This window comes from Burkholderia sp. MSMB0856, from assembly GCF_001524645.2.
Taxonomy (GTDB): domain Bacteria; phylum Pseudomonadota; class Gammaproteobacteria; order Burkholderiales; family Burkholderiaceae; genus Burkholderia; species Burkholderia diffusa.
In genome coordinates this window covers 429,207-454,332 of sequence record NZ_CP013428.1, presented here as the reverse complement: position 1 = coordinate 454,332, position 25,126 = coordinate 429,207, and the positions used below count along the sequence as shown (strand labels likewise).

Annotated in this window: 24 protein-coding genes; 5 read left to right on the top strand and 19 right to left on the bottom strand. The window is 66.7% G+C overall.

Annotated elements, in window-relative coordinates:
• The gene (locus WS87_RS19660; RefSeq protein ID WP_059819608.1) at positions 1 to 1,536 is read right to left on the bottom strand and encodes a glycosyltransferase family 2 protein; all 1,536 of its coding nucleotides are present in this window, start codon (positions 1,534 to 1,536) and stop codon (positions 1 to 3) included.
• 1,242 nt (positions 1,537 to 2,778) lie between these two features.
• Between WS87_RS19660 and wecB the strand changes: the two genes are divergently transcribed.
• Positions 2,779 to 3,996: a non-hydrolyzing UDP-N-acetylglucosamine 2-epimerase gene (wecB, locus tag WS87_RS19655; RefSeq protein ID WP_059818697.1), complete on the top strand. Its 1,218-nt coding sequence runs from the start codon at positions 2,779 to 2,781 to the stop codon at positions 3,994 to 3,996.
• A gap of 38 nt (positions 3,997 to 4,034) precedes the next feature.
• Here wecB and WS87_RS19650 read toward each other — a convergent pair whose 3' ends face one another.
• The 6 genes from WS87_RS19650 to WS87_RS19625 all read right to left on the bottom strand — a co-directional run bounded on the left by WS87_RS19650 (position 4,035) and on the right by WS87_RS19625 (position 10,566).
• A complete protein-coding gene (locus WS87_RS19650) occupies positions 4,035 to 4,823 on the bottom strand; it encodes a hypothetical protein (protein WP_059818696.1) in 789 nt (262 codons plus the stop codon).
• A 101-nt stretch (positions 4,824 to 4,924) separates the two neighbouring features.
• Positions 4,925 to 6,787, bottom strand: coding sequence for a methyl-accepting chemotaxis protein (locus WS87_RS19645; RefSeq protein WP_059818695.1), 1,863 nt, complete (start codon positions 6,785 to 6,787; stop codon positions 4,925 to 4,927).
• A 149-nt stretch (positions 6,788 to 6,936) separates the two neighbouring features.
• Positions 6,937 to 7,614 carry an OmpA/MotB family protein gene (locus tag WS87_RS19640; protein ID WP_059818694.1) on the bottom strand — a complete coding sequence of 226 codons (678 nt, stop codon included), beginning with the start codon at positions 7,612 to 7,614 and terminating at the stop codon, positions 6,937 to 6,939.
• Positions 7,615 to 7,632: 18 nt separating this feature from the next.
• The gene (locus tag WS87_RS19635; RefSeq protein WP_059531800.1) at positions 7,633 to 8,397 is read right to left on the bottom strand and encodes a flagellar motor protein; all 765 of its coding nucleotides are present in this window, start codon (positions 8,395 to 8,397) and stop codon (positions 7,633 to 7,635) included.
• 23 nt (positions 8,398 to 8,420) lie between these two features.
• A complete protein-coding gene (locus WS87_RS19630) occupies positions 8,421 to 9,668 on the bottom strand; it encodes a Crp/Fnr family transcriptional regulator (RefSeq protein WP_059819607.1) in 1,248 nt (415 codons plus the stop codon).
• Between the two features lie 235 nt (positions 9,669 to 9,903).
• Positions 9,904 to 10,566 carry a glutathione S-transferase family protein gene (locus tag WS87_RS19625; protein ID WP_059818693.1) on the bottom strand — a complete coding sequence of 221 codons (663 nt, stop codon included), beginning with the start codon at positions 10,564 to 10,566 and terminating at the stop codon, positions 9,904 to 9,906.
• 303 nt (positions 10,567 to 10,869) lie between these two features.
• On the opposite strand from WS87_RS19625, the gene WS87_RS19620 reads away from it, so the two are divergent.
• Complete coding sequence (locus WS87_RS19620; RefSeq protein ID WP_059818692.1) at positions 10,870 to 12,228, top strand: polyhydroxyalkanoate depolymerase; 1,359 nt, start codon at positions 10,870 to 10,872, stop codon at positions 12,226 to 12,228.
• Between the two features lie 123 nt (positions 12,229 to 12,351).
• On the opposite strand, the gene WS87_RS19615 is transcribed toward WS87_RS19620, so the two are convergent.
• From WS87_RS19615 to WS87_RS19590, 7 genes are all read right to left on the bottom strand, one after another.
• On the bottom strand, positions 12,352 to 12,819 hold the full coding sequence (locus WS87_RS19615) for a DUF3761 domain-containing protein (protein WP_059818691.1): 468 nt from the start codon (positions 12,817 to 12,819) through the stop codon (positions 12,352 to 12,354).
• A gap of 68 nt (positions 12,820 to 12,887) precedes the next feature.
• Positions 12,888 to 13,025: an HHHH-motif protein gene (locus tag WS87_RS34025; protein ID WP_167359252.1), complete on the bottom strand. Its 138-nt coding sequence runs from the start codon at positions 13,023 to 13,025 to the stop codon at positions 12,888 to 12,890.
• Between the two features lie 293 nt (positions 13,026 to 13,318).
• Complete coding sequence (locus WS87_RS19610; RefSeq protein ID WP_059818690.1) at positions 13,319 to 13,753, bottom strand: cupin domain-containing protein; 435 nt, start codon at positions 13,751 to 13,753, stop codon at positions 13,319 to 13,321.
• A gap of 70 nt (positions 13,754 to 13,823) precedes the next feature.
• Complete coding sequence (locus WS87_RS19605) at positions 13,824 to 14,591, bottom strand: ABC transporter ATP-binding protein (protein ID WP_059511632.1); 768 nt, start codon at positions 14,589 to 14,591, stop codon at positions 13,824 to 13,826.
• A gap of 33 nt (positions 14,592 to 14,624) precedes the next feature.
• A complete protein-coding gene (locus WS87_RS19600) occupies positions 14,625 to 15,338 on the bottom strand; it encodes an ABC transporter permease (protein WP_059466623.1) in 714 nt (237 codons plus the stop codon).
• Positions 15,335 to 16,024: an ABC transporter permease gene (locus WS87_RS19595; protein WP_059531818.1), complete on the bottom strand. Its 690-nt coding sequence runs from the start codon at positions 16,022 to 16,024 to the stop codon at positions 15,335 to 15,337. The genes WS87_RS19600 and WS87_RS19595 overlap by 4 nt, the downstream gene beginning before the upstream one ends.
• Positions 16,025 to 16,199: 175 nt before the next feature.
• A complete protein-coding gene (locus WS87_RS19590) occupies positions 16,200 to 16,973 on the bottom strand; it encodes an ABC transporter substrate-binding protein (RefSeq protein ID WP_059531821.1) in 774 nt (257 codons plus the stop codon).
• A 495-nt stretch (positions 16,974 to 17,468) separates the two neighbouring features.
• On the opposite strand from WS87_RS19590, the gene hutC reads away from it, so the two are divergent.
• Positions 17,469 to 18,164 carry a histidine utilization repressor gene (hutC, locus tag WS87_RS19585; protein WP_059818689.1) on the top strand — a complete coding sequence of 232 codons (696 nt, stop codon included), beginning with the start codon at positions 17,469 to 17,471 and terminating at the stop codon, positions 18,162 to 18,164.
• 16 nt (positions 18,165 to 18,180) lie between these two features.
• Here hutC and WS87_RS19580 read toward each other — a convergent pair whose 3' ends face one another.
• Positions 18,181 to 19,422, bottom strand: coding sequence for a glycosyltransferase (locus WS87_RS19580; protein ID WP_059818688.1), 1,242 nt, complete (start codon positions 19,420 to 19,422; stop codon positions 18,181 to 18,183).
• A 94-nt stretch (positions 19,423 to 19,516) separates the two neighbouring features.
• On the opposite strand from WS87_RS19580, the gene WS87_RS19575 reads away from it, so the two are divergent.
• Positions 19,517 to 20,137: a TetR/AcrR family transcriptional regulator gene (locus tag WS87_RS19575; protein WP_059818687.1), complete on the top strand. Its 621-nt coding sequence runs from the start codon at positions 19,517 to 19,519 to the stop codon at positions 20,135 to 20,137.
• Between the two features lie 252 nt (positions 20,138 to 20,389).
• Positions 20,390 to 20,743: a hypothetical protein gene (locus WS87_RS19570; RefSeq protein ID WP_059531827.1), complete on the top strand. Its 354-nt coding sequence runs from the start codon at positions 20,390 to 20,392 to the stop codon at positions 20,741 to 20,743.
• Between the two features lie 51 nt (positions 20,744 to 20,794).
• Here WS87_RS19570 and WS87_RS19565 read toward each other — a convergent pair whose 3' ends face one another.
• The 4 genes from WS87_RS19565 to WS87_RS19550 form a co-directional block, all read right to left on the bottom strand.
• Positions 20,795 to 21,622, bottom strand: coding sequence for an alpha/beta fold hydrolase (locus WS87_RS19565; RefSeq protein WP_059819606.1), 828 nt, complete (start codon positions 21,620 to 21,622; stop codon positions 20,795 to 20,797).
• Positions 21,623 to 21,734: 112 nt separating this feature from the next.
• A complete protein-coding gene (locus WS87_RS19560; RefSeq protein ID WP_059818686.1) occupies positions 21,735 to 22,652 on the bottom strand; it encodes a LysR family transcriptional regulator in 918 nt (305 codons plus the stop codon).
• Positions 22,653 to 22,891: 239 nt separating this feature from the next.
• On the bottom strand, positions 22,892 to 23,137 hold the full coding sequence (locus tag WS87_RS19555; RefSeq protein ID WP_006761486.1) for a DUF3717 domain-containing protein: 246 nt from the start codon (positions 23,135 to 23,137) through the stop codon (positions 22,892 to 22,894).
• 263 nt (positions 23,138 to 23,400) lie between these two features.
• Positions 23,401 to 24,936, bottom strand: coding sequence for an amino acid permease (locus WS87_RS19550; RefSeq protein WP_059818685.1), 1,536 nt, complete (start codon positions 24,934 to 24,936; stop codon positions 23,401 to 23,403).
• Between the last annotated feature and the right edge of the window lie 190 nt (positions 24,937 to 25,126).

Sequence of the window (25,126 nt, the reverse complement as noted above, 5' to 3'; positions counted from 1 at the left end):
TCACCGCCCCGGTTTCAGTTGCCGGCGAAAACGCTCGGTCTTGTCCCATTTCAGTTCGCGGCGCAACGCGGCGTCGAGCACGAGCCCCCATAGCGCGGACACCACGGCCGCGATCGTCACGCAAAAACCGACCACGTTGACCGGCACGAGCCGCAGGCGCGTCGCGCGACCGTCGAGCCGCGCGGCGACGACGATCTCGAAGAACACGCCGAAGTTGCCGAAGGTGCTGAACGCGAACAGCGCGAACAGCGACACGAGCAGGCCGAGCGCCGTCGAGTTGACGCCATTGAGCAGATAAAGCGTGATCGCGGTGCCCCACGCGATCGCGAGCAGTGCAGGCATCAGGAACACGCCGAGCAGCAGCGCGCCGTCCAGCCGGCAGCGCCGCGAGATCAGCGGATTGCGCAACACCGGACCGAGATAACGCAGCAGCGTCTGGTTGTGCCCCTTCGCCCAGCGCGTCAGTTGCCGCGCGCGCACTGCCCAGCGCTCGGGCACTTCCTCGTAGCATTCGGCGTGATTCAGGTAGACCGTGCGCCAGTCGCTCAGCAGCAGGCGATAGGTCATGTCGGTATCCTCGGCGAGCATGTCGTCGCACCATCCGCCGACCGCATCGAGCGCGCCCTTGCGGATGCCGCCGACCGTGCCGCCGTACTGCGGCACCAGGTTCAGGTTGTTGCGCGCCTGCTGGTTGACCTGATAGCCGCCCGCGCGCTCGAGATCGAGCAGCCGCGCGAGCAGATTGCTGTCGGCGTTCTGCGGCACGACGCGGCCCATCACCGCGCCGACTTCCGGATCGAAGAACGGCGCGACGAGTTCCTTCAACAGCCCGGGACGCGGCAGATAGTCGGCATCGAACACCACCATGATGTCGCCGCGGATGAAGCGCAGCGCATCCTTCAGCGCGGCTGCCTTGCCCGGCTTGCCGCTCTCGCGATGAAACGGCTTGATGAGCTCCGGCGCCAGCGCGCGCACCTCGTCGATCAGCGCGCGCGTGTTGTCGGTCGAACGGTCGTTGACCGGAATGATCGTCAGCCGGTCGTGCGGATAGGTCGTCGCGAGCAGCGCCATCAGGCAATCGACGACGACGGCTTCTTCGTTGTGCGCGGCGACGAACACCGTGAGCCGCGGCCATTCGCCGTGGGTCACCGCCCGATAAGGCGCGTGCTGCGGTTTGAACAGACGGTCGAGACTGAACACGTAATGCCGCGCCGCATAGACGCAGGTCAGTAGCGTGAACAGCCACAGGTAGGCGACACAGGGAATCAACAGCACGTCGGGATCGAACGTGACCTGCGCGGTACGGGCCGGCGCCGGTCCGAGCAACGCGTCCGCGTCGGTCGACGCGCGCACCGCGAGCGGCGCGGCACCGGCATAGGCCGCGCTGCGCTCCGCCGCGCCGGCTGCGGGCACGCCGATGCGCACCGCGTCGGCGAACGGCCGCAACGCGGTGTCGTGCACGACCTGCGAGCAGGCCAGCACGATCAAAAGCAGGATGCCCTCGACGCAGAGCGACACCGTCCGACGGTTCTTCATGTCCTGCCCCCGTGCCGGCGACGGCGGCAGCCGAGCGCTTGCGCCCGGGCCGTGCATCGCGCGGATGTCAATGGGAAGCGGCCGCACGTTCGTCGCGCAAGCGCGGGCGTCTTCCGCGCCGGAGGAACGTGTCGTGCCGCTTTCCGGATTCGTTGCTTTGGCGTCCCTGCCCGTCTGCTGTCGTTGGAACACGTCGGAACGCGCCTGTCCGCCCAGAACAAGCAAGCGGCGAGCCATCGACCGCCGCGCCCCGTGCGGCAAGGACCCACGATCAGGCGGCGGGCGCGGCCGGGGCCGCGGCCGAGTGTTTTTGATTCACCGGCGAATCAGCCTTTGGCACGGCATGTGCGGTCGGCATCGCGATCCGTTCGCGTTGCGCGACGAATCGTCTGTTCATCGCACGTATGTCGCCTCGCGCGCTTCGGCTTCGAGACGCGATCCGTCGCGAATCGCCGTCGCACGGGCCATGTCCGGAAAACGTCCGCGCCAACGCTGCGGCGCGCGCTGGAAGGCCGTCATGCGTGCATACCCGCCGCATTCCGGCCGCGCGTTACAGATACGCAACATTTCGCGCCTGTCGGCTCGAGCAGCGCGAGCGATGCGGCACGACGGGCAAATCATTTTTCCGCGACCCGATCCGGACAATCGGCGACATGCCTTTCATTGCCCAGACAAAATTCGCATGTCGAAGCGATTCAATGCGCTTCGAACGATGGATGCCGTTCGAGCGGTAGTCGACGCTCGATCCACGCCGCCGCGCTTCGCATGTCGCGACCGCACTGCTCACGCGAATGGGCGCCCGTTTATCTGCATCGCACCCTTGCGCCGATCCGGCGTCCGTAGCAGTTGTGAAACGTTCCGTAACGAACCGCGCGTGCCGCGCGAATCGGACCCGGACGCAGGGGCCGCTGGTTTGAATATTGCTGTATGGAAAGCGGGATCGCCTTTCTGGTGCGCCGGCGTGCAGCGACGCGAATCGTGTGACGGAAAGACGTGGCGATCGACACAATGAGGAACGCTAATGACGTGATTGACGAGATGCAAGGGGGCGTCCGTAGTCCGACGATTGCGCGGCGGAGACCGCGCGGACAAGAACGGTGCGCTCGCCCCGCCGCGCCGCTGCATGTCGTGCGGCCGACGCCGGCCGGCGTGGCCGCATGCGGGACGGGACGAGTCGCCTGCAACCAGGCTTGGCGCCAGGTGCCGGGTCTTCCGGCGCGAAGATGCTCAACGAGGATAACGATGAAGAAGATCTTGCTTGTATTCGGGACTCGGCCGGAAGCCATCAAGATGGCGCCGCTCGTCCGCGCGCTGAAGTCGCGCAAGGATGTCGACGCCCGCGTATGCGTGACCGCCCAGCATCGGGAGATGCTGGATCAGGTCCTTACCTTGTTCGACATCAAGCCAGACTACGATCTCAATCTGATGCGCCAGAGCCAGACGCTGACCGACGTGACGACCGGCATTCTTCAGGCGATCGGGATCGTCTTCGACGACTTCCGCCCCGACGTCGTCCTGGTGCACGGCGACACGACGACGACGCTGGCCGTCAGTCTCGCGGCGTTCTACCGCTATCTGCCGGTCGGGCACGTGGAGGCGGGCCTGCGCAGCGGCGATATCTGGTCGCCGTGGCCGGAGGAGCTGAATCGCCGCGTGACCGATGCGGTGTCGTCATGGCATTTCGCGCCGACCGGCCAGGCGCGCGACAACCTGTTCAGCGAAGGCGTGCCGGTTGGCGCGGTCGTGATGACGGGCAACACCGTGATCGATGCGCTGCACGACGTCAAACGCATGCTCGACCACGATACCGTGCTCAACGACAAGATCGCCGCGCACTTTCCCTTTCTCGATCCGTCCCGCCGCGTCGTGCTGATCACCGGCCATCGCCGCGAAAGCTTCGGCGAGCCGTTCCGGCATTTCTGCGAGGCGCTCTGCACGCTCGCGAACCGCTATCGCGATGCGCAGTTCGTCTATCCGCTGCACCTGAATCCGAACGTGCGCGAGCCGGCGCGCGCGCTGCTCGGCAGCGTGCCGAACATTTACCTGATCGATCCCCAAGAATATCTTTCGTTCGTATTCTTGATGTCGCGCTCGCATTTCATCATCACCGATTCGGGCGGCATTCAGGAGGAAGGGCCGGCGCTCGGCAAGCCGGTGCTGGTCACGCGCGAGACGACCGAGCGGCCCGAGGCGATCCAGGCCGGCACCGCGCGGCTCGTCGGCACGGACCGGGAACGAATCGTCTGGGAGGCGTCGCGGCTGTTCGACAGCGAGAGCGCGTACGAGGAAATGGCGCGCGCGAGCAATCCGTATGGCGACGGCCATGCGAGCGAGCGGATCGTTCACGCGCTGATGCATTCGCCGGGGGCGACCGCGAATGCGACGAGCTTTTCGCTGGGCGCTGCGGAGATGCCGTTCAACGCGCTCACGCTGGGACTGCAGGCGTTGCGGTCGCCTTGAATCCGGTCGGCGGGCGACAGGCCGACGGCTACCGTCCGCTACCGGACCACGGCATCGGCCATCGATTGCGCCTGCGCGATCAGCCGCGGGTAGATCCGCTGTGACACCACCTGTCTGGCGAAACACGCCTGCCGCGCGTCCTCGGGCACGCGCTCCGCGCCGCACGCCAGGATCGGGCGCAGCGTCACGCTCTTCCACTGGATATAAATCCGTTCGCCCTGCCGGACCGACACGGCCAGCGTGTTCGGCCCGTCCGGCACGCCGTCCTGGCTTTCGCCCAGCAGCCACGCCTTCACCACGCCGTCGGCCGGCTGCCGCTTGACGGGCAACTCGGCGAAGCGAAACGCCGCGGCGTCGTCGCCGAATACGTCCGTGTAAAGCGTTTCATTGTCGAGAATCGCGGCCACGTCGTCCGTCGGCTTGATGCCCGCATCCGCCGTGCTCGCCCACGCCTTCAGCAGCGGAACCGTCGTCACGACGAGATTCGTCTTGCCGTCGGCCGACTTGAAGGCCAGCCCGTCCGGCCCCGGCGGCATCCCGTCGACGGGGCCGACGCTCTGCACCGTGCCCGCCGCCTTCGCGGCAAACCCTTTCGCCCGGACCGTGCCGATGAGCCTCGCGAGCCGCGCATTCACGTCGGCCGTGTACTGCTGGTCGACACTCGGTCGATCTTCCGTTCGCGCCGCGGCCACGGCCGCCGCGGCCTTCTTCCGATACGCAAAATACGAATCTGCCGGCGATGCGATCACCTTCGCCCCAACCGCGCCGAGCACCGCCGCGACCACCACCGCCCCTACCCCGACCTTCAATCTTGAAATGCGCTTCATTTTTATGACGTTAACGAATCCCGCGCCGACCGCGAAAACGTCCGCCGCGATCCCGCGGCCGACGTCCCTCAGAAGCGCATCATTCTAACGTCGCGCGCGCGTCATTCATCCACCTTGAATGCCGATACCAGCTGCGTCAGTTCCGCCGCCTGCTGCTTCAGGCTTTCCGCTGCCGCCGCGCTTTCCTCCACCAGCGCCGCATTCTGCTGCGTCATCTGATCGAGCGACTGCACCGCGTCGCCGATCTGGTCGATGCCGGCGCTCTGTTCCAGGCTCGCTTCGGCGATCTCGCTCATCATCGCGCTGACGCCCTGCACCTGCGATACGACGTCACTCATCACCTTCCCGGCCTCGCTGACGAGCCGCGACCCGGCGTCCACCGTCCCCGCGCTGTGTTCGATCAATGCCTTGATTTCCTTCGCCGCCTGCGCGCTGCGCTGCGCGAGATTGCGCACTTCCGACGCAACGACCGCGAACCCGCGGCCCTGCTCGCCGGCGCGTGCGGCCTCGACCGCCGCGTTCAGCGCGAGGATGTTCGTCTGGAACGAGATGCTGTCGATCATCACGATGATCTCGGAGATGCGCTGCGACGCATCGCTGATCTGCTCCATCGTCGTCACGACTTCGCCCACGACGTGTCCGCCACGCATCGCCGTATCGGATGCGCCGGTGATCAGCTTCGCGGCCGTCGTCGCGGTTTCGGTGTTGTTGCGCACGACCGCCGTGATTTCCTCCATCGACGAAGCCGTCCGCTCGAGGTTGCTCGACTGCCCTTCGGTCCGTTCGCTGAGGTCTGCATTGCCCGACGCGATCTGCGCGGACCCGGTCGCGATCGACGCGGACGCCGCGCGAATCCGGTGAACGAGCGTCGACAACGACGACACGAAGCGGTTGAACGCGTCCGACAGCTGGCCGATCTCGTCCTCGCTCTCGACCGTCATCCGGCGCGTCAGGTCGCCCTGGCCGCTCGCGATCTCCGACAGCAGCGTCGCCGCGCGGCGGATCGGCGCGGCGATCGCGCGCCCGACCAGCCAGATCACGACCAGCGCGACGCCGAGGCCCGCGACCGCCGCGACCAGCGCCGCGCTGCGAATCGCACGCGTCACCGGGCCGAGCAGTTCGGCCTGCGGCACTTCGACGACCACGTACGCATTCAGCTCCGGAATGAACGACGTCGCGATGAAGCGCGCACCGCCGTCGCCGTCGTAGCTCAGGTACGCATACGGCTGGCCGGCCAGCAACGTCGACGATGCATCGCCGGGCAGCCCCGGTTCGTCCTTCAGGAAGTGCTTGCCGTCGATCAGCGACGTATCGCGATGCATCATGATCGCGCCGTCGGGCCGCACGAGGTATGCGAACCCGGTATCGCCGATCCGGTACGCAGCAATCCCCTTCGCGAGCGCGTCGACGGACAGGCTCATGCCGGTCGCGCCGACCGGCGTGCCGTCGAGTTCCACGCGGCTGTTGATGAACATCATGTAGCCGCCGGCCGTGACCTCGCGATCCATGTTCACGTCGTAGGTCTTGCCCGATGCGAGGAAGGTCGCGAGCCATCGATCGTTCTCGGTGACCTTCCGCTGCAGGCCGGCCTCGTTGTAGTAGTTGCCGCTCTTCACCGACACCCACTGCACGGACGCCGCCTTCTGCTCGTCCTTCACGTTCCTCGCCAGCTGGATCCAGTTGCGCGTGCCGGCGTCGGGCTCGCCGTCGGCTTCCCATTGCAGCAGGAACGCATCGCGCGCGAGGACGCGCGATGCGGCGATCGGCCCGGCCAACTGCCGCTGCACGTCGGCACGGATACCGCTCACGGCCGTCGGCAGCCCTTCGCGGACGACGCGCTCGCGCACGGCGTTGCCGATCAGACGGACACTCAACCCGCTCGAGATCGCGACGAACACGAGCAGGCAGCTCGTCATGCTGAGAATCAGCTTGCTCTGAATGGACAGCTTGCGCCAGAAATGCATGGGGAACCCTCGATAACCGCTCGGTCTGAGCCAGCTTGGTTTATCGGCAGGCGCGCGCGGAATCGCATCGCCGGGTTCACATGTTCGTCATGCGAGATCGGATATGTCGTTGACGGATAACCGTCGCGCGCCTGGCGAGGTTCGCACGCTCAATACGCGACGAAGATGGTCACGCGCCGGTTGCGCGCCCTGGCGGCCGCATCGTCGCCCGCGACGAGCGGCTGCGTATCGGCCCGCCCGATCGCGGCGAGCCGGTGCGGGGCGACGCCACGATCGGCCAGATAGCGCACGACGCTGCCCGCCCGCGCGGACGAAAGCTCCCAGTTCGATTCGTATTTCGCATTCGCGATCGGCACGCTGTCGGTGTGCCCTTCGACGAGAATGTCGCCGGTCGCATGTTCGCTCAGCGCCTGCGCGATCTGGCCGAGCACCGGCGTCGCATCGGGCAGCAAGCGTGCGTCGCCGACGTTGAACAGAACCTTCGCGTCGATGCCGATCTCGATGCCATGCCGCGCGCGCACGAGCGAGATGCGGCCGTTCGACTTCAGCGCGTCGAGCGATGCCAGCCAGGCGGGGGCACGCTCAGGCATCGCTGCGCCGGGCGCGCTGGCGGTCCCGCTGTCGTGCCGTGCAAGCGTCTGGTAGCGCGCATCGAGCGCGTTGTATTTCGCGAGCTGCAGCACGTACAGCGCGAGAAACAGCACCATCAGCGTCGTGATGAGATCCGCGTAGGAAATCAGCCAGCGTCCGGACTGCGTGCCTTCGCCTTCGTCGTCGCGATCGGCGGCGAGCGAGCCCGCCCGCGCGCCGTCAGTTCGAGCGGTCATGTCGAAGCTCCCGGTGCGTCATGCGAGGGACTCCGCCGCGCGGCCGCGCACGTCGCCGGTCAGCCGCGTCTCGATCGTATGCGGCGATTCCTTGCGCGAAATCGCGAGCAGGCCGTCGAGATACAGCTTGCGGAATCGCAACTCGCTGTCGATCTGCGCGCGCAGCTTGCCGTAGAGCGGCAGAAACACGAGGTTCGCGAACGCGAGGCCGTAGAGCGTCGCGATGAACGCGACCGCGATGCCCGGTCCGAGCTGCGCCGGTTCGAGAATATGGCTCGTCACCTGGACCAGCCCGAGCACCGAGCCAAGAATGCCGAACGTCGGCGCATAGCCGCCGGCCTGCTGCCACACGCGCGCGGCCGCGAGCCGGCTGCGCTCGTATGCGTCGAGCTCGCGGTGCAGCGCGTCCTCGAGCACGGCGGTCGACACGCCGTTCGCAAGCAGTTCGAGCCCGCGCCGCGCGAACGGATGGATACCGCTCACATCCATCGATTCGAAGGCGAGCAACCCGTCGAGCTTCGCGCGATCGCCCCACTCCAGCAGGTCGGTCAGGTGCTTGCGGTCGACTTCCTGCGCACGCACGAACGCGAGCCGCAACTGTTTCACCGCATCGAAGAACCGCGCCCACGTGTTCTGGATCATCACCGCGCCGAGCGTACCGCCGAGCACGATCACGAGCGCCTCGAACTGGAACAGCGTCGAAAAATGTCCGCCTTCCAGTGCGAAGCCGAACACGATGGCCGCGCCGCCGAGCAGCACGCCGGCCAGGGTCAACAAGTCCATGGGTGTCTCCGTCGGGTTGCGCGTCACGCGTCGGATGAAGCCAGCGGCATGGGTGCCGCGCCTGCCGCCGGCGCCTTGGCCGCGCGCACGGCATCGAGCACACGTCGTTCGATCTCCTCGATCTCGATCGGGTCGAGCTTCAGCTCGCGGCGCATCACCCACGACACCTCGTTGCGCCGCGCTTCCGTCATCACGGAGAACAGCTTGTCGGCCACCGCGCGATCGTCGAGACTCGCGATCAGCTTCGCGAGATCGTACGTATCGAATGCGCTGATCACGTCGAACAGCGTGCGCTGGTCGACCCACACGATGTCCTCGAGCGCGCGCACGTCGCCGCCGGCGCGCGGGCTGCGCCGCGAGAAATACGCGACGCCCTTCTGCTCGACGTAACCGAGCACCTTCGACTTGCGGAACGCGAACACCTCGTCGGCGATCTCGCCGTGCGACAGCTTGTTGAGCAGCAGCTTCCGGTCGACGCCGATCAGCGCTTCGAGATCGGCCAGCTCGATCAGTTCCAGCTCGCTGTTGATCGACAGGTCGAGATCGTGATCGGCGACCTGCTGCGCGCGATCGACCACGCGCGCGGCATCGAACGTGACGACCTGGCGCGCATCCGATGACGCCGTGTAATCGGCCGCGCCGCCGGCATGGTCCGCCTGCGCGGCTTCGATCGTGACGAGATTGAGCTTCTCCATGCGGCGCAGCATCGCAAGCACGTGCGGGCGCGAATGGCCGGCGATCGCGCGACAGCGGCGAATCACGTCAGCGAGCGGCACCGATGCCTCGCCCGCTTGCGCCTGCATCGGCCGCCGCGACCACGCGTCGTCCGATCCGCGCGTGTCGGCGCCCGCCATCAGCGACAGCACATGCGCATACGACAGCACGCCCGGCATGAAATCCGCGTGCGTGTAGGTCGCGAGCTGGTCGTCCTTGCGCTTCACGCGCCGGATCATCGTGCGCACGACATGACGGAGCAGCGCGGACACGTGCTCGATTTCCTCGTCGAGCAGCGTGGCCGGCACGACCGTGAGCTGACAGAACGACAGCGCCTTCGCCGTATGCGCGCGCGGCTCGGAAGCGAGCAACGCGGATTCGCCGAAGAACTCGCCGCGCCCGAGCGTCGCGACGACGACACGCTTGTCTTCGCAGCGCGTCGACAGCTCGACCTTGCCGTCGGCGATCAGAAAGATGACGGGCTCGCCGGCGAAGCCCTCCGAGTAGATGATCTCGCCGGGCGCGGCCGTACGCGTCCAAGATTGCTGACGGTTCAAGTTGGTTCCCCTGCTGCGCTGGTTGTTGCGGACTGCGCGTCGCATGTCGCATGCATGCGATCGACAGTCGTCCCCGTGCCCGTTTAACGTCATCGGCACCAGCATCCTTTAGGGAATTCGTCCTCGTTTCCAGCGAAAATCAACGTAAAACGTTTGCGAGTTGCGCAGTTGCGGCGGCGGTTCGTTTCGATGGACGTGCCGGCGTCCGACTCAACGCACGAAGGTGCGTCGCGCGTCAGAACTCCATGTCCAGTTCGTCGATGTCTTCCTGCTCCGCTTTCGCGGCATCGATCCACTCCGCGACGAACGGATGCGCGAGGATGCGCATGCAGTACTCGGCGATGTCGGGTTCGAGTTTCACGTCGTAGGTCAGGAATCGCGTGACGACCGGCGCGTACATCGCATCGGCGACGCCGATCCGCTCGCCGAACAGCCAGGGGCCGCCGTACGCGCCCAGACAATCGCGCCAGATCGTCACGATGCGCTCGATGTCGTGCTGCGCACGCGACCAGATCCGGAAACCGGGGAAGTGCGCGCGCAGGTTCATCGGCAACGCGGAGCGCAGCGCGCTGAAACCGGAATGCATCTCGCCGCAGATCGACCGGCAATGCGCGCGCGCATGCCGGTCGTCCGGCAACAGCCGCGCCTGCGGTCGGATCTCGTTCAGGTATTCGGCAATCGCGAGCGTGTCCCACACCGTGCTGCCGTCGTGCGTCAGGCACGGCACGAGGATCGACGGCGACAGCAGCAGCAGCTCCGCGCGCGATGCCGCGTCGATCGGCACGCTGACGGTCTCGAACACGAGCCCGCTCAGCCTCGCGAGCAGCCAGCCGCGCATCGACCACGACGAGTAGTTGCGGCTGCTGATGGTCAACGTCGTCCGCCCGGTAGATTCCATGTCGCTCTCCCGCTGATTGCCGTTCGTGCCCCTGCACCGAAAGGGCACGCCGCGCCATGCGAACCGCACCACGCCAGTGCGGCGCGTTCGCCGAAGTGGCGCATCGCCGCCTGGTGCAGAGGCACGGCCGTTACCCCGAACCGCAGCAGCAGCGCGCGGCGTTCGGTCGCCCGGCTGCACGGGGACCGCATGTATCGCCGTGTCCGTCGCCGCATTCGCGAACCGCGTGCAACGCGCGTGCCAGCCGCATGCTGGCACACGGCTTGCCTCGCTCCATGCAACGTGACGCAACGAGCGACGGACATGAACCTGCTTGCCTATCCGTACTACCAATGGTCTGCGGAATGCCTGCGCCCGGCGCGCGCATGGGCGGCAGTCACACGCGCGACGATGTCGCAGTGGCCGGCCGCCACGTCGACGCCGACGGGCCGCATGGTCGACGCGCTGTGCGAACTGCTCGAATGCTGCGCGTTCTCGCACCGGCGCCCGCCGTTCGGCATCGCGTCGGTCGTCGTCGACGGCGAATCGGTGCCGATCGTCGAGGAAGCCACGGCGGCCACGCCGTTCGGCACGCTGCTGCATTTCCGCAAGGCGCGGCCGGTTGCGCGCCAGCCGCGCGTGCTGATCGTCGCGCCGATGTCCGGGCATTTCGCGACGCTGCTGCGTGGTACGGTCGCCACGATGCTGGCCGATCACGACGTGTACATCACCGACTGGCACAACCCGCGCGACATCCCGCTTTCGGCCGGGCGATTCGGCTTCGACGAATACGTCTGGCACGTGATCGATTTCATTCACCAGATCGGCCCGGACGCGCACGTGCTCGCGATCTGCCAGCCGACCGTCGCCGCATTGTCGGCCGTCGCGCTGATGGCCGCCGCCGGCGATCCGACCCAACCCGCGAGCCTGACGCTGATGGCGGGACCGATCGACTGCCGCGTGAATCCGACGAAAGTCAACGCGCTCGCCACGAGCCGGCCGATCGAATGGTTCGCGCGCAACCTGATCAGCGTCGTGCCGACCGGCTTCGTCGGCGCGCAGCGTTGTGTGTATCCGGGCTTCGTGCAGGTCGGCGCGTTCATGTCGATGAATCCCGACCGCCATGCCGCTTCGTTCGCCGACCTCTACTACGAGCGTGCGAAAGGCGACCCCGCGAAAGCCGACACGCTGCGCCACTTCTACGATGAATACTTCGCGACGGCCGATCTCACCGCGGAGTTCTATCTGGAAACGGTCGAGAAAGTATTCCAGCAATACGCGCTCGCGCGCGGCGAGCTGCTGGTCGGCGACCGGTTGGTGGAACCGGCCGCGATCCACCGCACCGCGCTGCTGACGATCGAGGGCGAGAAGGACGACATCTGCGCCGTGGGCCAGACGATGGCCGCGCAGGATCTGTGTTCGGGATTGCCGCCGTACCTGAAAACGCACCACGTGCAGACGGGCGTGGGCCACTATGGCGTGTTCAACGGCAGCCGTTGGGAAACGCAGATCTATCCGATCGTGCGGGCGACGATCCATGACAACGAGCCGTACGATCGCACCGCCGATACGGACGGCGGCGCGAGCGGCGCGCACTACGTGACGCTGCGGTCATTGCTCGATGCCCGCGCGGCCGATCACGATGCGGCGGCGGCCGCGACGCAATCCGATCGCGTGCACTGAACCCGCGCGGTACGGCAGCAATCGGCGCGGCACATCGGAGTTGAAAACGAAGCGCCCCGCACGGACGGCGGGGCGCGATGCCGGTCAGTGCGCGAGCGGCAACGCTCGCGCATGCCGTCGATATTACGAACAGGCCTTGCCGTGCGATGCGTGGTAGCCCTTCGCCTTCGCATTGGCTTCCGACATGTAGCTGCCGTGCTTCGTCTTGCCGTAGTACTTGTCGGTCGAGCAGTGGTAGACCTTCGTGCTGTCGTTGGCCCACACCTTGCCCGCGCCGCCGCCGGGCGCCGCTGCCGCGGTCGTCGCGGGCGCGCTCTTCGCCGGTGCCGCGGCCGATGCGGCGGAAGCGGAAGCCGCGGTCGCGGGGGCTGCGGCCGGTGCGCTGGCCGCAGCTGCCGACGATGCGCCGTACCACGTCTTCACGCCCTTGTGACCGGCGCATGCGCCCTTCTTCGACGCGCCCGAGTAGAACGAGCCATCCTTGCACAGCCCGGTCGTGCCGGCCGGCGCGCTGGCCGGAACCTGTGCGAACGCACCGATCGACATGCCCATGCCCGCGACGAGCGCGGCGATCAACATCGTCTTTTTCATAGTCCTCTCCTGATTTGCCTGAATGGGAAAAACGTCCCGACGCGATGCCGGGAATACCGCGCCACGGGTCAACGGACCCAGCGGCACACGCGGTGATGGTGGTGATCGAAATGGCACACGCGGTGCGAATGGGCTTCGGCCAGCGCCGGGACGAGAGCGGCGCAAGCGACGGCCGTCACGGTCAGGATCTTCGCGATGCGGGTCATGACATTCTCCTGGGTAAGCCAGCCGGTGATCCGGCTGTTATCCCCTTAACGCCAGCCACCGATATGCCGTGCACCGCACCCGCATCGAATTGACGATCTTTGACGGCGTGTAACGAAACGTCACGCGAGGCTGACAAACAACCGTCCGTTATTTCGATTTCCTTACATGGAGAACGCTTCGGATGTCGAATGACCGAAGGAGGGCAACGCGACTAAAGAAGGCCAATAAAAAAAACCGCCCGAAGGCGGTCTTTCCCAGGCACGTGGATGCCTCGCATGCGAAACGACGGCGGCTACGCGCCTGCGTCGCCCCACGGCGTCGGCGCAGGCACTTCGCACGGCCCTTCGACGTCGATCGACTTGAAATCGGCCGGCCCGACGATCTCCAGATACTCCATGTCGGGCGAGTAGTCGAACAGGTAATGCACGATTCCCGGTGCCTGGTGCACGCAGTCGCCGGCGTTCACCAGCGTCTCGCGGTCGCCATACATGAAGCGCGCCCAGCCCTTCAGCATGATCACGATGTGGAACTCGGCCTCGTGACGGTGCCAGCCAGTGCCCGCCGTCGGTGCATGATTCGCCCTGACGAGTTGCGCGACGACCTTGCCGTTCGTCGCGGCCGCGATGCCGAGATCGCGATACAGGAAGAAGTCGCGCAGGCCTTCGCCTTGATACGCGGTGTCCTGCGGCCTCACATGGGAAAACGCGGTAGGGGTCGGCGTGCTCATCGCGGCGCTCCTCGATCGAAAGAGTCATCCGGGACAAGCATTTAGCGTTCCAGGCCGCGGCAGCGTCCGCTTACTTGAGCCGCCCCGACAGGAACTGCCCGAGCCGCTCGCTTTTCGGATTGACGAGAATCTCCCGCGGATCGCCCTCTTCCTCGATCTTCCCCTGGTGCAGGAAGATCACGTGGTTCGACACGTTGCGCGCGAAGCCCATCTCGTGCGTGACGACGACCATCGTGCGGCCTTCCTCGGCGAGCTTCTGCATCACCTTCAGCACTTCGCCGACGAGCTCCGGGTCGAGCGCCGACGTCGGTTCGTCGAACAGCATCACCTCCGGTTCCATCGCGAGCGCACGCGCGATCGCGACGCGCTGCTGCTGGCCGCCCGACAGGTGCGACGGATACATGCCTTCGACGCGCGGCGCGAGGCCGACCTTCTCCAGATACTTGCGCGCCCGCGCGACGGCCTCTTCCTTGCCGATCCCGAGCACCGCCATGGGCGCCTCGATCACGTTCTCGAGCACCGTCATGTGCGCCCACAGGTTGAAGTGCTGGAACACCATCGACAGCTTCGTGCGCATGCGCTGCAGCTGCTTCTGGTCGGCCACGCGCAGCGAGCCGTTGCGGTCGCGCGTGGTCTCGATCGGCTCGCTGCCGATCGTGATCTGCCCCGAGCACGGCTGCTCGAGGAAGTTGATGCAGCGCAGGAACGTGCTCTTGCCGGAGCCGCTCGAGCCGATGATGCTGATCACGTCGCCGGCCTTCGCCTTCATCGACACGCCCTTCAACACCTCGTTGTCGCCGAATTTCTTGTGCAGGTTGTCAACGGTGAGCTTGTACATGCTTGGTCCTTCCTTGCGAATCTTGCGAATGCGTTAATGGCCGCGCGGCGACAGGTACGCGAGCCAGCGCGTCTCGAGCTTGCGGAACGCCCAGATGAGCGCGAACACGACGATGGCGTACAGCACGGCCGCGATGCCGTAGGCCTGGAACGACATGTACGTGGCGGAGTTGACGTCGCGCGTGACCTTCAGGATGTCGGGCACGGTCGCGGTGAACGCGAGCGTCGTCGCGTGCAGCATCAGGATCACTTCGTTGCTGTAGCTCGGCAGCGAGCGGCGCAGCGCGGACGGCAGGATGATGCGCGTATAGAGCTTGAAGCGCGACATCCCGTAGGCCATCCCGGCCTCGATCTCGCCGGCCGACGTCGCCTTGATCGCGCCCGCGAAGATCTCGGTCGCATACGCGCATTCGTTCAGCACGAACGCGAGCAGCGTGCAGTTCATCGCGTTGCGGAAGAACGTGTCGAGCAGCACGTGGTTGTGCACGACCTGCAGGCTGTAGATGCCGGTGTAGCACATCAGCAGCTGCACGTAGAGCGGCGTGCCGCGGAACACGTACGTATAGAGCCACACGGGGCCGGAGATCCAGCGGTTCGACGACGCACGCGCGATCGCGAGCGGCACGGCCAGCGCGAAGCCGAGCGCGATCGACACGACCAGCAGCCACAGCGTGATCGCGAGGCCGCTGAAGCGGTAGCCGTCGGTGTAGAGATAGCTTTGCCAGTACTGGCTGACGAGTTCGATCACAGTGCAAGCCTCCGGACGCCCGCGGAATAACGCTTCTCGAGGTGGTGCAGCACGACGTTCGACACCGTCGTGATCGCGAGGTAGATCGCGCCCGCCGCGAGCGTGAAGAAGAAGAAATCGAGCGTGCTCTTGCCGGCGTCCTGCGACGCCTTCACGACATCGGCGAGGCCGATGATCGATACCAGCGCCGTGGCCTTCACGAGCACCTGCCAGTTGTTGCCGATGCCCGGCAGCGCGAAGCGCATCATTTGCGGGAACAGGATCCGGTGGAACACGCGCCAGCCGCTCATCCCGTATGCGAAGCCCGCTTCGAGCTGGCCGCGCGGCACCGCGAGGAACGCGCCGCGAAACGTCTCGGTGAAGTACGCGCCGTAGATGAAGCCGAGCGTTACGACGCCGGCCACGAACGGGTCGATGTCGATCTGATCCCAGCCGAGCAGGTCGGTCGCGTCGTTCAGCAGGATCTGGATCCCGTAGAACAGCAGCAGCATCAGCACGAGATCGGGCACCGCGCGGATCAGCGTCGTGTAGAACGTGCCGACCGACTTGAGCGCGCGGTTGGTCGACAGTTTCGCGCCCGCGCCCGCGAGGCCCAGTATGAGCGACGCGGCGAGCGACAGCACCGCGAGCTTCACGGTCTCGACCGTGCCGGCCCACAACAGCGGGCCAAATCCTTGGAAGATCATATAAGGGATCCAGAACGAAGTGGCTGGATTGTCAATAGCCATTAACCGCGCATCAAACGATATCTGCGCACTACCTGATGCGACTTGCTCATCAAGCCGGATGCATCATGCGAAGCGGGTTGCACGCGGCAACCGACGCGGCGCGCGCCACAGCCGACGCGCGCCGCATGGACGATCAGCCGCCGTAGACGTCGAATGCGAAGTACTTCTTCTCGAGCTTCTTGTATGTGCCGTCCTTGATCATGTCGGCGATCGCGTGGTCGATTTTCGCCTTCAGGTCGGCGTCGTCCTTGCGCATCCCGATGCCGGCGCCGTTGCCGAGCGTCTTCGGATCGTCGATGTCCTTGCCGGCGAATTCGAAGTTCGCGCCGCGCGGCGTCTTCAGGAAGCCGAGGTCGGCCTGCACCGCGTCCTGCAGCGCGGCGTCGAGGCGGCCGGACATCAGGTCCTGGTACACGCCGTCCTGGTTCTGGTAAGGCACGACCTGCACGCCCTTCGGCGCCCAGTAGGCCTTCGCGTAGGTCTCCTGAATCGTGCCCTGCTCGACGCCGACCGACTTGCCCTTCAGCGATTCGGCCGTCGGCTGCAGGTTCGCGCCTTTCTTCGCGACCAGGCGCGTCGGCGTGTTGAACAACTTGTCGGAGAATGCGATCTGCTCGGCGCGCGCCGGCGTCATCGACATCGACGACAGCACGCCGTCGAACTTCTTCGCCTTCAGCGCCGGGATCATCCCGTCGAAGTCGTTCTCGATCCACACGCATTTCGCCTTCAGCCGTGCGCAGATCTCGTTGCCGAGATCGACGTCGAAGCCGACGACCTTGCCGCTTGCGTCCTTCGATTCGAACGGCGGATAGCTGGCGTCGACGCCGAACCGGATCGTCGACCAATCCTTGGCGTGGGCACCGACCGCGAGGCAGGCAAGGGCAATACTGAGCGCGAGTTTCTTCATGGCGTTCCTGTCTTAGGCGAACTGGGCACGGATCCCGTCGGCGTCGCCGCCGCGAACCCTTCCAACCCGGGAGCCGCCTGTCCGGTGACTCTCGAAGTTGTACATACAACTTTGCCTTTTTCAGGTCACTGCCAGCAATCCGTGTTTATCTCTAATTGTCGGTTGATTGTTTCCATGAGCGAATTTCCCTTATATTTCAATTCGCTAGAGATTACATGCAGATGAAATCCAGCTTTCTGTGCGGATTCCGTGCGTCGTCGGCGCGACTACATTTGTCTATACTTTTTCGTCTGTCGCGCTCGCCGACGCGGCGGCCGCGGTCCGTACGGCCCCTGCGGGCTCCCCGACCGGCGCGCCGGATGCAGGCCGGAATTACCCGAATCCCGGGCCCACAGTCGGGCCCGCACCGCGTCGAACCCGGTACACTCCGCCCGGACACCGCACGAAGGCCGGCCTGCGACGGCACGCGGCCGCCGTCTCTTGAACAGCAATGCAATGACCACACCGATCTATCAGGAAATCAAGGACTTCATCCTCGCGCGCATTCATGCGGGCGAGTGGGCGGAAGGCGACCAGGTGCCGTCGGAGAACGAGCTCGCGCGCGAATTCAACGTCGCGCGGATGACGGTCAACCGCGCGCTGCGCGAGCTGACGGCCGAACAGGTGCTCACGCGCACGCGCGGCTCGGGCACGTACGTCGCGTCGCCGAAATACGAATCGACACTGGTCGCGATCCGCAGCATCTCGGATGAAGTCGCCGCGCGCGGCCATGCGTATCGTGCGCAGGTGCTGGACGTCGGCGCGGCCGTTGCCGACGCGAAACTCGCCGACGAGCTGCAGCTCGACACCGGCAGCCCGATCTTCCATTCGCGCGTGCTGCACTTCGAGAACGACACGCCCGTGCAGCTCGAGGAGCGCTGGGTCAACCCGGCCTGCGCGCCCGAATATGCGTTGCAGGACTTCACGACGACGACGCCGAACCAGTACCTGACGCGCGTCGCGCCGCTGCAGCGGGTCGAATACCGCATCGAGGCCGCGATGCCCGATGCGGCAACGCGCCGCCACCTCACGACGGACGAACGCGAGCCGTGCCTGCTGCTGCATCGGCGCACGTGGTCGCAAGGGATGGTCGCGTCGGTGGCCAATCTGTGGCATCCGGGCAGCCGCTACCGGTTCACCGGGCATTTCTGACGCGGGGCGGACGCGTTCAGCGCACGCCGGGGCGCCCCCAGCGCTCGATCGCGCCGACCGCCAGCCGCACCCCGTCTTCCCGCGCGATCCGCGCACCGAGTTCGGCGGCACGCGCTTGCGTGTCGGCGCGTGCCGCGAACGCGATCGCGCGTGCGAGCGCCGCAGCGTCCACACGCCGCCCCGCCACCGGCCCATCGGCCACACCGAGGCGTTGCAGCCGGCTCGCCCAGAAGAACTGATCGCCCGCGAACGGCACGACGACCGACGGAATCCCCGCCCGCGCGGCCGAATGCGTGGTACCCGATCCGCCGTGATGGATCGCCATCGATACATGCGGAAACAACCAGTCGTGCGGCGTCTCGCCGATCACGCACACGTGCGCCGGCAGCATCGACGCATCGATGCCGCTCCAGCCCGGATGGAACAGCGCGCGCCGGCCGTCGAGCGCCTGCAGCAGCGCGTCGACCATCGCGCCCCGGTCGAACCCGGCCATGCTGCCGAAGCCGATATACACGGGGCGATCGCCCGCATCGAGGAAGCTCGACAGCGCGGGCGGCGGCGTCCACGCCGGCGCGTCGACGCGCCACTGACCGCATGCCAGCACATGCGACGGCCAGTCGGCCGGATCGGCCAGCAGCGCGGGCGACACGCCGTACAGCATCGGATGATCGGTCCATACGCGCCGGCGCGGCGGCAGTCCGCACACGCTGGCGCGCGCTGCATTGGTCGCCTTCCTGAACGCGTGCCACAGCAGCGCGTTCACGAACCTGTGGCTCGCGCGATTCAGCCAGCGCGGCACCTTGCCGGGCGGCAGAAACGGCGACGCGAACGCCGCGGTCGGCGTGATCGGGATCATCCCCGTGCCGATCGCCGGCACGCCGCGATACTCGGCGATCGACAGCCCGACGAACGACGCCAGCCCCGACACCAGGATCGCATCGCAACCGGCCGACGCGACCGCGACTTCGCGCATCCATGCCGCCGTATTCGTATTCGCGATCGCGGCGAGCGCCTTCGACGTGTCGTTGAAACCGCCGCGCCCGCGCACCGCGTCGGACAACGCGCCATCCGGCGCGATCGCCGCGCGGATGTCGCCAGACAGCGGCGCGCAAGGCACGCCGAGCGCGGCGGCCGAACCGAGCGTCGCCGCGTCGGCCAGCAACCGGACCTCATGGCCGGCATCCAGCAGCGCGCGGCCGAGCGCCGCGAGCGGGCGCGTGTCGCCTTCGGTGCCGTAGGTGGCGATGACGAGCTTCATGCGTGGCTCCTCCTGCACGATGCAGGCGAGTGGATTCATAAAAATGCACGTCGTATACTAATGCAATTCGTGCACTTTCAGTCGATACCGAACCATGCCGACGACGACCGACGATCCGGGCCGCCGCGCACGCAAGCGCATCCAGATGCTCGCGCATCTCGCCGACACCGGCGCACGCCTGTTCGATGCGCACGGCTACGATGCCGTGACGATGGAACAGATCGCCGCGCAGGCTGATGTCGCGAAGCGTACGCTGTACAACCACTTTCCGACGAAGGAGGCCGTGCTCGCGCACTGGCTCGAAGGCGAACTCGCGCGCGACCTCGCGCACCTGCAGCGTGACGTCGCGCGACGGCGGACCTTCGCGTCGCGGATCGCCTGCGTGCTCGACGCGTCGGCCGCATGGTGCGAACAGCATCCGGTGTATCTGCTCGCATACCTGCGGCATCGGTTCCTGAGCATCGGCGTGGTGGAAGCGGAAAGCGGGAAGGACGGCGGCGGCGACATCGCGCTCGTGTGGCAGCAACTGATCGCGGCCGGACAGCAGGCGGGCGAACTGAACCCGGCGCTGGCGGCCGACCAGCTCGCCACGTGGTTTCATCACCTCTATCTCGCGGCGATGCTGCGCTGGCTGACGGTGCCTGGGTTGTCGCTGAAGCGGGAATTCCGGTCGATCGCGAAGCTGTTCGTCGAAGGCGCGCACGCGAAAGCGTGAGCGGTCGCGCAGGCGACGCCCGGTCAGGAACGTGCGTCCGCGTCGAACGCGCACCGCGCGCGACGACCGTTGAACGCATCGCATGATGCGGAGGGGTTTTTACAACGATCGCACGGACGGGATGCCAAATTTCCCGCGCAGCAGTATGCTGGTGCCGTACGACCGCGCACGATGCCTCGGGCAATCCCTTAGTCCGCACGTCGTCGCGCCGCCGTCGCGACCGCAATCATGCGTTGCAAGGAGGGCTTCTTGATGGCTACCACGCATCAGCACTTCCACCTCGAACTACGGCACGCCACCGCGCCGACGTATTTCATCAGCTACCTGTTTCCCGCCTTGCTGTTCGTCTACGAACTGCTGCGCGTCGGCCAATGGATCCGCGATCACGGGATGCAATTCGCCGCGTACAAGCAGATGGGTTACGAGTATCTGCTGATGCTGCTGTTCGTCGGACTGCAGATCGTCGTCGAGGCGATCTTCCTGCTCGGTGCCGCGATGCGCCGCGACAATCGCGACTTCGAACACCGGCTGCCGAACGTGGTTCTCGGCATCGGCTGCTCGATCGCGATTCTCGCGATCGACCTCGCAATCCAGCTGTCGTTCTGAGCCCCGGCGGGCTCGGCCCGCCGGTCGCATCGCACGCCGGCGCCCTCGCGTTCAGGCGAGCGCATCGCGCAGGAACGTCGCCACGGCCGCGAGAACGTCGTCGGTCCGCTCGCGATGCGGCATGTGTCCGCATCGATCGAGCAGCAGGAACGACGACGGCCCCGCGACGCGCGCGGCGATCCGTTTCGGATGCACGTCGGACCCGTATTCGTCCTGCTCGCCGTGAATCGCGAGTGTCGCGCAACGCACGCGCGGCAGGTCGTCGTCGAGACACCAGTCGCGAAACGCCGGCGACAGCCACGTATCGACCCACGCACGCAGCACCCATTCGGCCTTGTCGCCGTGATAACGCGCGAGCCGGTCGAGCTGGCCGGGCGCATCGAACTGCTGCGCCGCCTCGCGAATGCCGTCGCGCGTGCGATCCTCGACGAACGCCTGCGCGGAGACCGTCACCAGTGCGCGGCAACGCGCGGGATACGCGGCCGCGCAGCCGACGGCCATCCCCCCGCCGACGCTGTGCCCGAACGCCACGAACGCGTCGATGCCGAACCGCTCGAGCAGTGCATGGAATCCGTGGTCGGCCTCGTCGCGCACGAACGTCATGCCGAGTTGCCCCGGATGACGATCGGACCGGCCGAAGCCCAGCCGGTCATATGCGATCACGTCGCGGCCCGTGGCGCGCGCGAGTTGCGCGGGGAAGTCGCGCCAAAGCTCGATACAGCCGAGCGAATCGTGCAGCAGCACGATCGGCGCGGCCGGCTCAGGTGCGGCCGGCTCAGGCGCGGCCGGTGCCTGCGCGGGCACACCGCGCCAGCGCTTCGCGAAGAGACGCCCTTGCGGCGTCTCGACCCAGGTCTCCTCGGTCACGATTTCAGTCATGTGTGTCGTCGTCTGCATGAAGGCGGCCGCACGCGGGCGGGCCGCATCGAATGCCGACGATGGTGGCCCGGCGACGCGCGCGGCGTCAAGCAAGCCCCCACCGCCCGCACGCTCATTCGGGCTGCGGCGGCAGATACTCCATCTGCGACTCGTCGTACAGCCGGTAGATCAGCGCCTGCATCGCGCGGATGTCCTCCGATTCGTCGAGCATCCGCATGCTCATGATGATCGGCGACACGAGGTTCGGATCGTCGAGCGGCTTGTAGCTGATGTCGTCGCGCTTCAGGCCGTACACGCTGTGCGGCACGACCGACACGCCCTCGCCCATCGCAACGAGTCCGAGCGCGATCTGCAGTTCGCGCGTCTCGTAGATCTTGCGCGGCTGCAACGCGCGATCGTGAAAGGCGGCGAGCACCTGGTCCGCGTAGCTCGGCCGCGGCGCCTTCGGGAAGATGATCAGCGTGTCGTTCACGAGATCGTGCAGCGACAGCACGGGCTTCGCGCCGTCGAGCACGTGACCGACCGGCAGCGCGACGATCATCCGCTCCTCGCGCAGCACGACGCGCCGCACGCTCGGATCCTCGTGACGGATGCGCCCGAACCCGACGTCGATGCGCCCTTCCTTCAGCGCCTTGATCTGATCCATCGTCGACATCTCGTGCAGACTCAGCTCGACGGCTGGATATTCGCTGCGAAAGCGCCGGATGATCTTCGGCAACATCCCGTACAGCGTCGAGCCGACGAACCCGACCGACATGCTGCGCTCGATCTTGCCGACGCGCTTCGTCATCGATTCGAGTTCGGTGGTCTGCGCGAGCAGCTGCACGGCGTGCGAATAGAAGAACCGCCCCGCGTCGGTCAGCTTCAGCGGCCGCGCGGTGCGCTCGAACAGCGGCACGCCGAGCGCCTCCTCGAGCTGCTGGATCTGCCGGCTGAGCGGCGGCTGCGCGATGTGCAGGCGCTCGGCCGCGCGCGTGAAATTCCGCTCCTCGGCAACCGCGACGAAGTAGCGGAGGTGTCTCAACTCCATGTTCGATCCCTCCCGGACCGGCAACGGACGTTCATTCGGCCCCGCGCGCATGCGTGCCGCGCCGGTCGTCCCGTGATCGCCTGATCCCGATGCCATGACGATACCTCAGCCCGCGCCGATACCGGCGCGAGCAGCGCGGTGCCGCCCTGGCGTCCGGCACCGCGCAAAGCAAAACGGGAAGCCGTCAGGCTTCCCGTTGCTTCATCGACGCCGCGTCGCGGCGGCGTCTCGACCGCGCGTCACGCCTCGGTCGCGTACAGCGCATCGCGCTGCGCGTCGCTCAGCGAGTCGAGCGGCACGTCCGGCAGCCGATAGCAGATCATCGCGCCGTACAGCTCGGCCAGGCAGTTGCTGCCGGCATCGAGCGCGTAGCCGTCTTCGCCGTCCGGCGCCGGCGGATACACTTCGCGCCACGCGTTGATCGCGGCTTCGATTCGCACGATGGAAACGGGTCCGGCCTTCCGCTCGGCGGGTGATGCGCTCATGGATTCCTCTGGGTTGCGCGCTCCGCAGGCCGTGCCGGCCGCGGCGGAGCGATGAAAACGCCGGGCGCCGCCGGCCGCCGCGACAGGCGCGCGCCGGATGCCCGATCCGCGCCGCGCTCGTCGCGCAGGCCGGGCCGTGGCCCGGTAGGGTCGGGCAATATAACCGGCTTTGACCCCGTGCAGGGAAAAGCGGACAAAAAAAACGGGAAGCGCGCGGCTTCCCGTTTCGTTGCGCCATCGCGCGGCCGCATGCCGCGCCGGCATCAGCCCACGGTTTCGCGGTTCTCCACGCGCTGCAGCTGCGCGCCGCGGTTCGCGGCGATCCACGGTGCGATCTCCATGTCCTCGTAGCGCACGAAGCGGCTCTTGTTCAGGAACCGGTAGCCGAGCCACACGACGAGGAACAGCGGAATGCCGACGTAGGTCGCGGCCACGCCCGCCCAGTCGATCCGGTTCGCGAGGAACGCCTGATAGTCCTGGCCGAGCGCGATCACGAGACACAGGACGAATGCAAACAGCGGGCCGAACGGAAACCACTTCGACTGGTACGGCAGCTGGTCGAGCGCGTAGCCTTGCGTCACGTAGCCCTTGCGGAACCGGTAGTGGCTGATCGCGATGCCGAGCCACGCGATGAAACCCGTCATCCCCGACGTGTTGAGCAGCCACAGGTACACCGTCTTGTCGCCGTACAGCGACGTGAAGAAGCACAGCGCGCCGACGGCCGTCGTCGCATACAGCGCATTGCGCGGCACGCCGCCCGGCGACAGCTTCGCGAACAGCTTCGGCGCACGGCCTTCCGTCGCGAGGTTGTAGAGCATCCGCGTCGACGCGTACATGCCCGAGTTGCCGGCCGACAGCACGGCCGTCAGGATCACCGCGTTCATCACGCCGGCCGCGAACGCGAGGCCCGCGTGGCGGAACACGAGCGTGAACGGGCTCACGCCGATGTCGGTCACGTCGCTCTTCAACAGATTCGGATCGGTATAGGGAATCAGCACGCCGATCACGAAGATCGCCAGCACGTAGAACAGCAGGATGCGCCAGAACACCTGACGCACCGCGCGCGGGATCGTCGTGCGCGGGTTCTCCGATTCGCCGGCCGCGACGCCGATCAACTCGGTGCCCTGGAACGAGAAGCCCGCGATCATCGCGACGCCCATCAGCGCCGGCAGGCCGCCCGCGAACGGCGCGTCGCCGATCGTCAGGTTGCCCCAGCCGTTGCCCGGCGCGCCTTTCAGAATGCCGAAGATCATCAGCAGGCCGACGCCGATGAACGCGACCACGGTGACGACCTTGATCAGCGCGAACCAGTATTCGGCTTCGCCGAAGCCGCGCACGGTCAGCGCGTTGAGCAGGAACATCACGCCGAGGAACGCGGCGCTCCACCAGACGCCCGGCACGTCCGGGAACCAGTAGTGCATTACGAGCTGCGCGGCGACGAGTTCGACCGCGATCGTCACGGCCCAGTTGTACCAGTAGTTCCAGCCGAGCGCGAAGCCGAAGCCTTCGTCGACGTATTTCGCGCCGTAAGTCGCGAACGAGCCCGACACCGGCATGAACGCGGCCATTTCGCCGAGGCTCGTCATCAGGAAGTAGACCATCAGGCCGATCAGCATGTACGCGACCATCGCGCCGCCGGGGCCGGCCTGCGAGATCGACGCGCCGGACGCGACGAACAGGCCCGTGCCGATCGAGCCGCCGATGGCGATCATCGTCAGATGGCGCGCCTTCAGCGCGCGATGAAGCTTGGGTGGGTTCGCGGACGAACCGGGTTGGTCGGAATTCGGAATTGCGGACATAAACGAGACGAACGTTGAGCGGGCCGGCATCCGGAGCCGGCGCATGCGGGATCGGGGCGCGGCGCGCCGCCTGCGGCGATGCATTCGATGCGGCCCCGATACGCGTTGCGCGCCGGGCGCCTGCGGCGAAGCGCGGATTCTACCTGATTCGCCGCGCGGACAGCTGAGCGCCGGCCGCGCCGCCTCCGCA

Bases quoted from the DNA above. Each gene is read 5' to 3' on its own strand.
- WS87_RS19650 (WP_059818696.1), bottom strand. From the start codon at position 4,823: ATGAAGCGCATTTCAAGATTGAAGGTCGGGGTAGGGGCGGTGGTGGTC.
- WS87_RS19620 (WP_059818692.1), top strand. From the start codon at position 10,870: ATGAACCTGCTTGCCTATCCGTACTACCAATGGTCTGCGGAATGCCTG.
- WS87_RS19570 (WP_059531827.1), top strand. From the start codon at position 20,390: ATGGCTACCACGCATCAGCACTTCCACCTCGAACTACGGCACGCCACC.
- WS87_RS19660 (WP_059819608.1), bottom strand. From the start codon at position 1,536: ATGAAGAACCGTCGGACGGTGTCGCTCTGCGTCGAGGGCATCCTGCTT.
- wecB (WP_059818697.1), top strand. From the start codon at position 2,779: ATGAAGAAGATCTTGCTTGTATTCGGGACTCGGCCGGAAGCCATCAAG.
- WS87_RS19635 (WP_059531800.1), bottom strand. From the start codon at position 8,397: ATGGACTTGTTGACCCTGGCCGGCGTGCTGCTCGGCGGCGCGGCCATC.
- WS87_RS19575 (WP_059818687.1), top strand. From the start codon at position 19,517: ATGCCGACGACGACCGACGATCCGGGCCGCCGCGCACGCAAGCGCATC.
- WS87_RS19590 (WP_059531821.1), bottom strand. From the start codon at position 16,973: ATGAAGAAACTCGCGCTCAGTATTGCCCTTGCCTGCCTCGCGGTCGGT.
- WS87_RS19560 (WP_059818686.1), bottom strand. From the start codon at position 22,652: ATGGAGTTGAGACACCTCCGCTACTTCGTCGCGGTTGCCGAGGAGCGG.
- WS87_RS19565 (WP_059819606.1), bottom strand. From the start codon at position 21,622: ATGACTGAAATCGTGACCGAGGAGACCTGGGTCGAGACGCCGCAAGGG.
- hutC (WP_059818689.1), top strand. From the start codon at position 17,469: ATGACCACACCGATCTATCAGGAAATCAAGGACTTCATCCTCGCGCGC.
- WS87_RS19640 (WP_059818694.1), bottom strand. From the start codon at position 7,614: ATGACCGCTCGAACTGACGGCGCGCGGGCGGGCTCGCTCGCCGCCGAT.
- WS87_RS19615 (WP_059818691.1), bottom strand. From the start codon at position 12,819: ATGAAAAAGACGATGTTGATCGCCGCGCTCGTCGCGGGCATGGGCATG.
- WS87_RS19610 (WP_059818690.1), bottom strand. From the start codon at position 13,753: ATGAGCACGCCGACCCCTACCGCGTTTTCCCATGTGAGGCCGCAGGAC.
- WS87_RS34025 (WP_167359252.1), bottom strand. From the start codon at position 13,025: ATGACCCGCATCGCGAAGATCCTGACCGTGACGGCCGTCGCTTGCGCC.
- WS87_RS19645 (WP_059818695.1), bottom strand. From the start codon at position 6,787: ATGCATTTCTGGCGCAAGCTGTCCATTCAGAGCAAGCTGATTCTCAGC.
- WS87_RS19605 (WP_059511632.1), bottom strand. From the start codon at position 14,591: ATGTACAAGCTCACCGTTGACAACCTGCACAAGAAATTCGGCGACAAC.
- WS87_RS19550 (WP_059818685.1), bottom strand. From the start codon at position 24,936: ATGTCCGCAATTCCGAATTCCGACCAACCCGGTTCGTCCGCGAACCCA.
- WS87_RS19595 (WP_059531818.1), bottom strand. From the start codon at position 16,024: ATGATCTTCCAAGGATTTGGCCCGCTGTTGTGGGCCGGCACGGTCGAG.
- WS87_RS19555 (WP_006761486.1), bottom strand. From the start codon at position 23,137: ATGAGCGCATCACCCGCCGAGCGGAAGGCCGGACCCGTTTCCATCGTG.
- WS87_RS19580 (WP_059818688.1), bottom strand. From the start codon at position 19,422: ATGAAGCTCGTCATCGCCACCTACGGCACCGAAGGCGACACGCGCCCG.
- WS87_RS19625 (WP_059818693.1), bottom strand. From the start codon at position 10,566: ATGGAATCTACCGGGCGGACGACGTTGACCATCAGCAGCCGCAACTAC.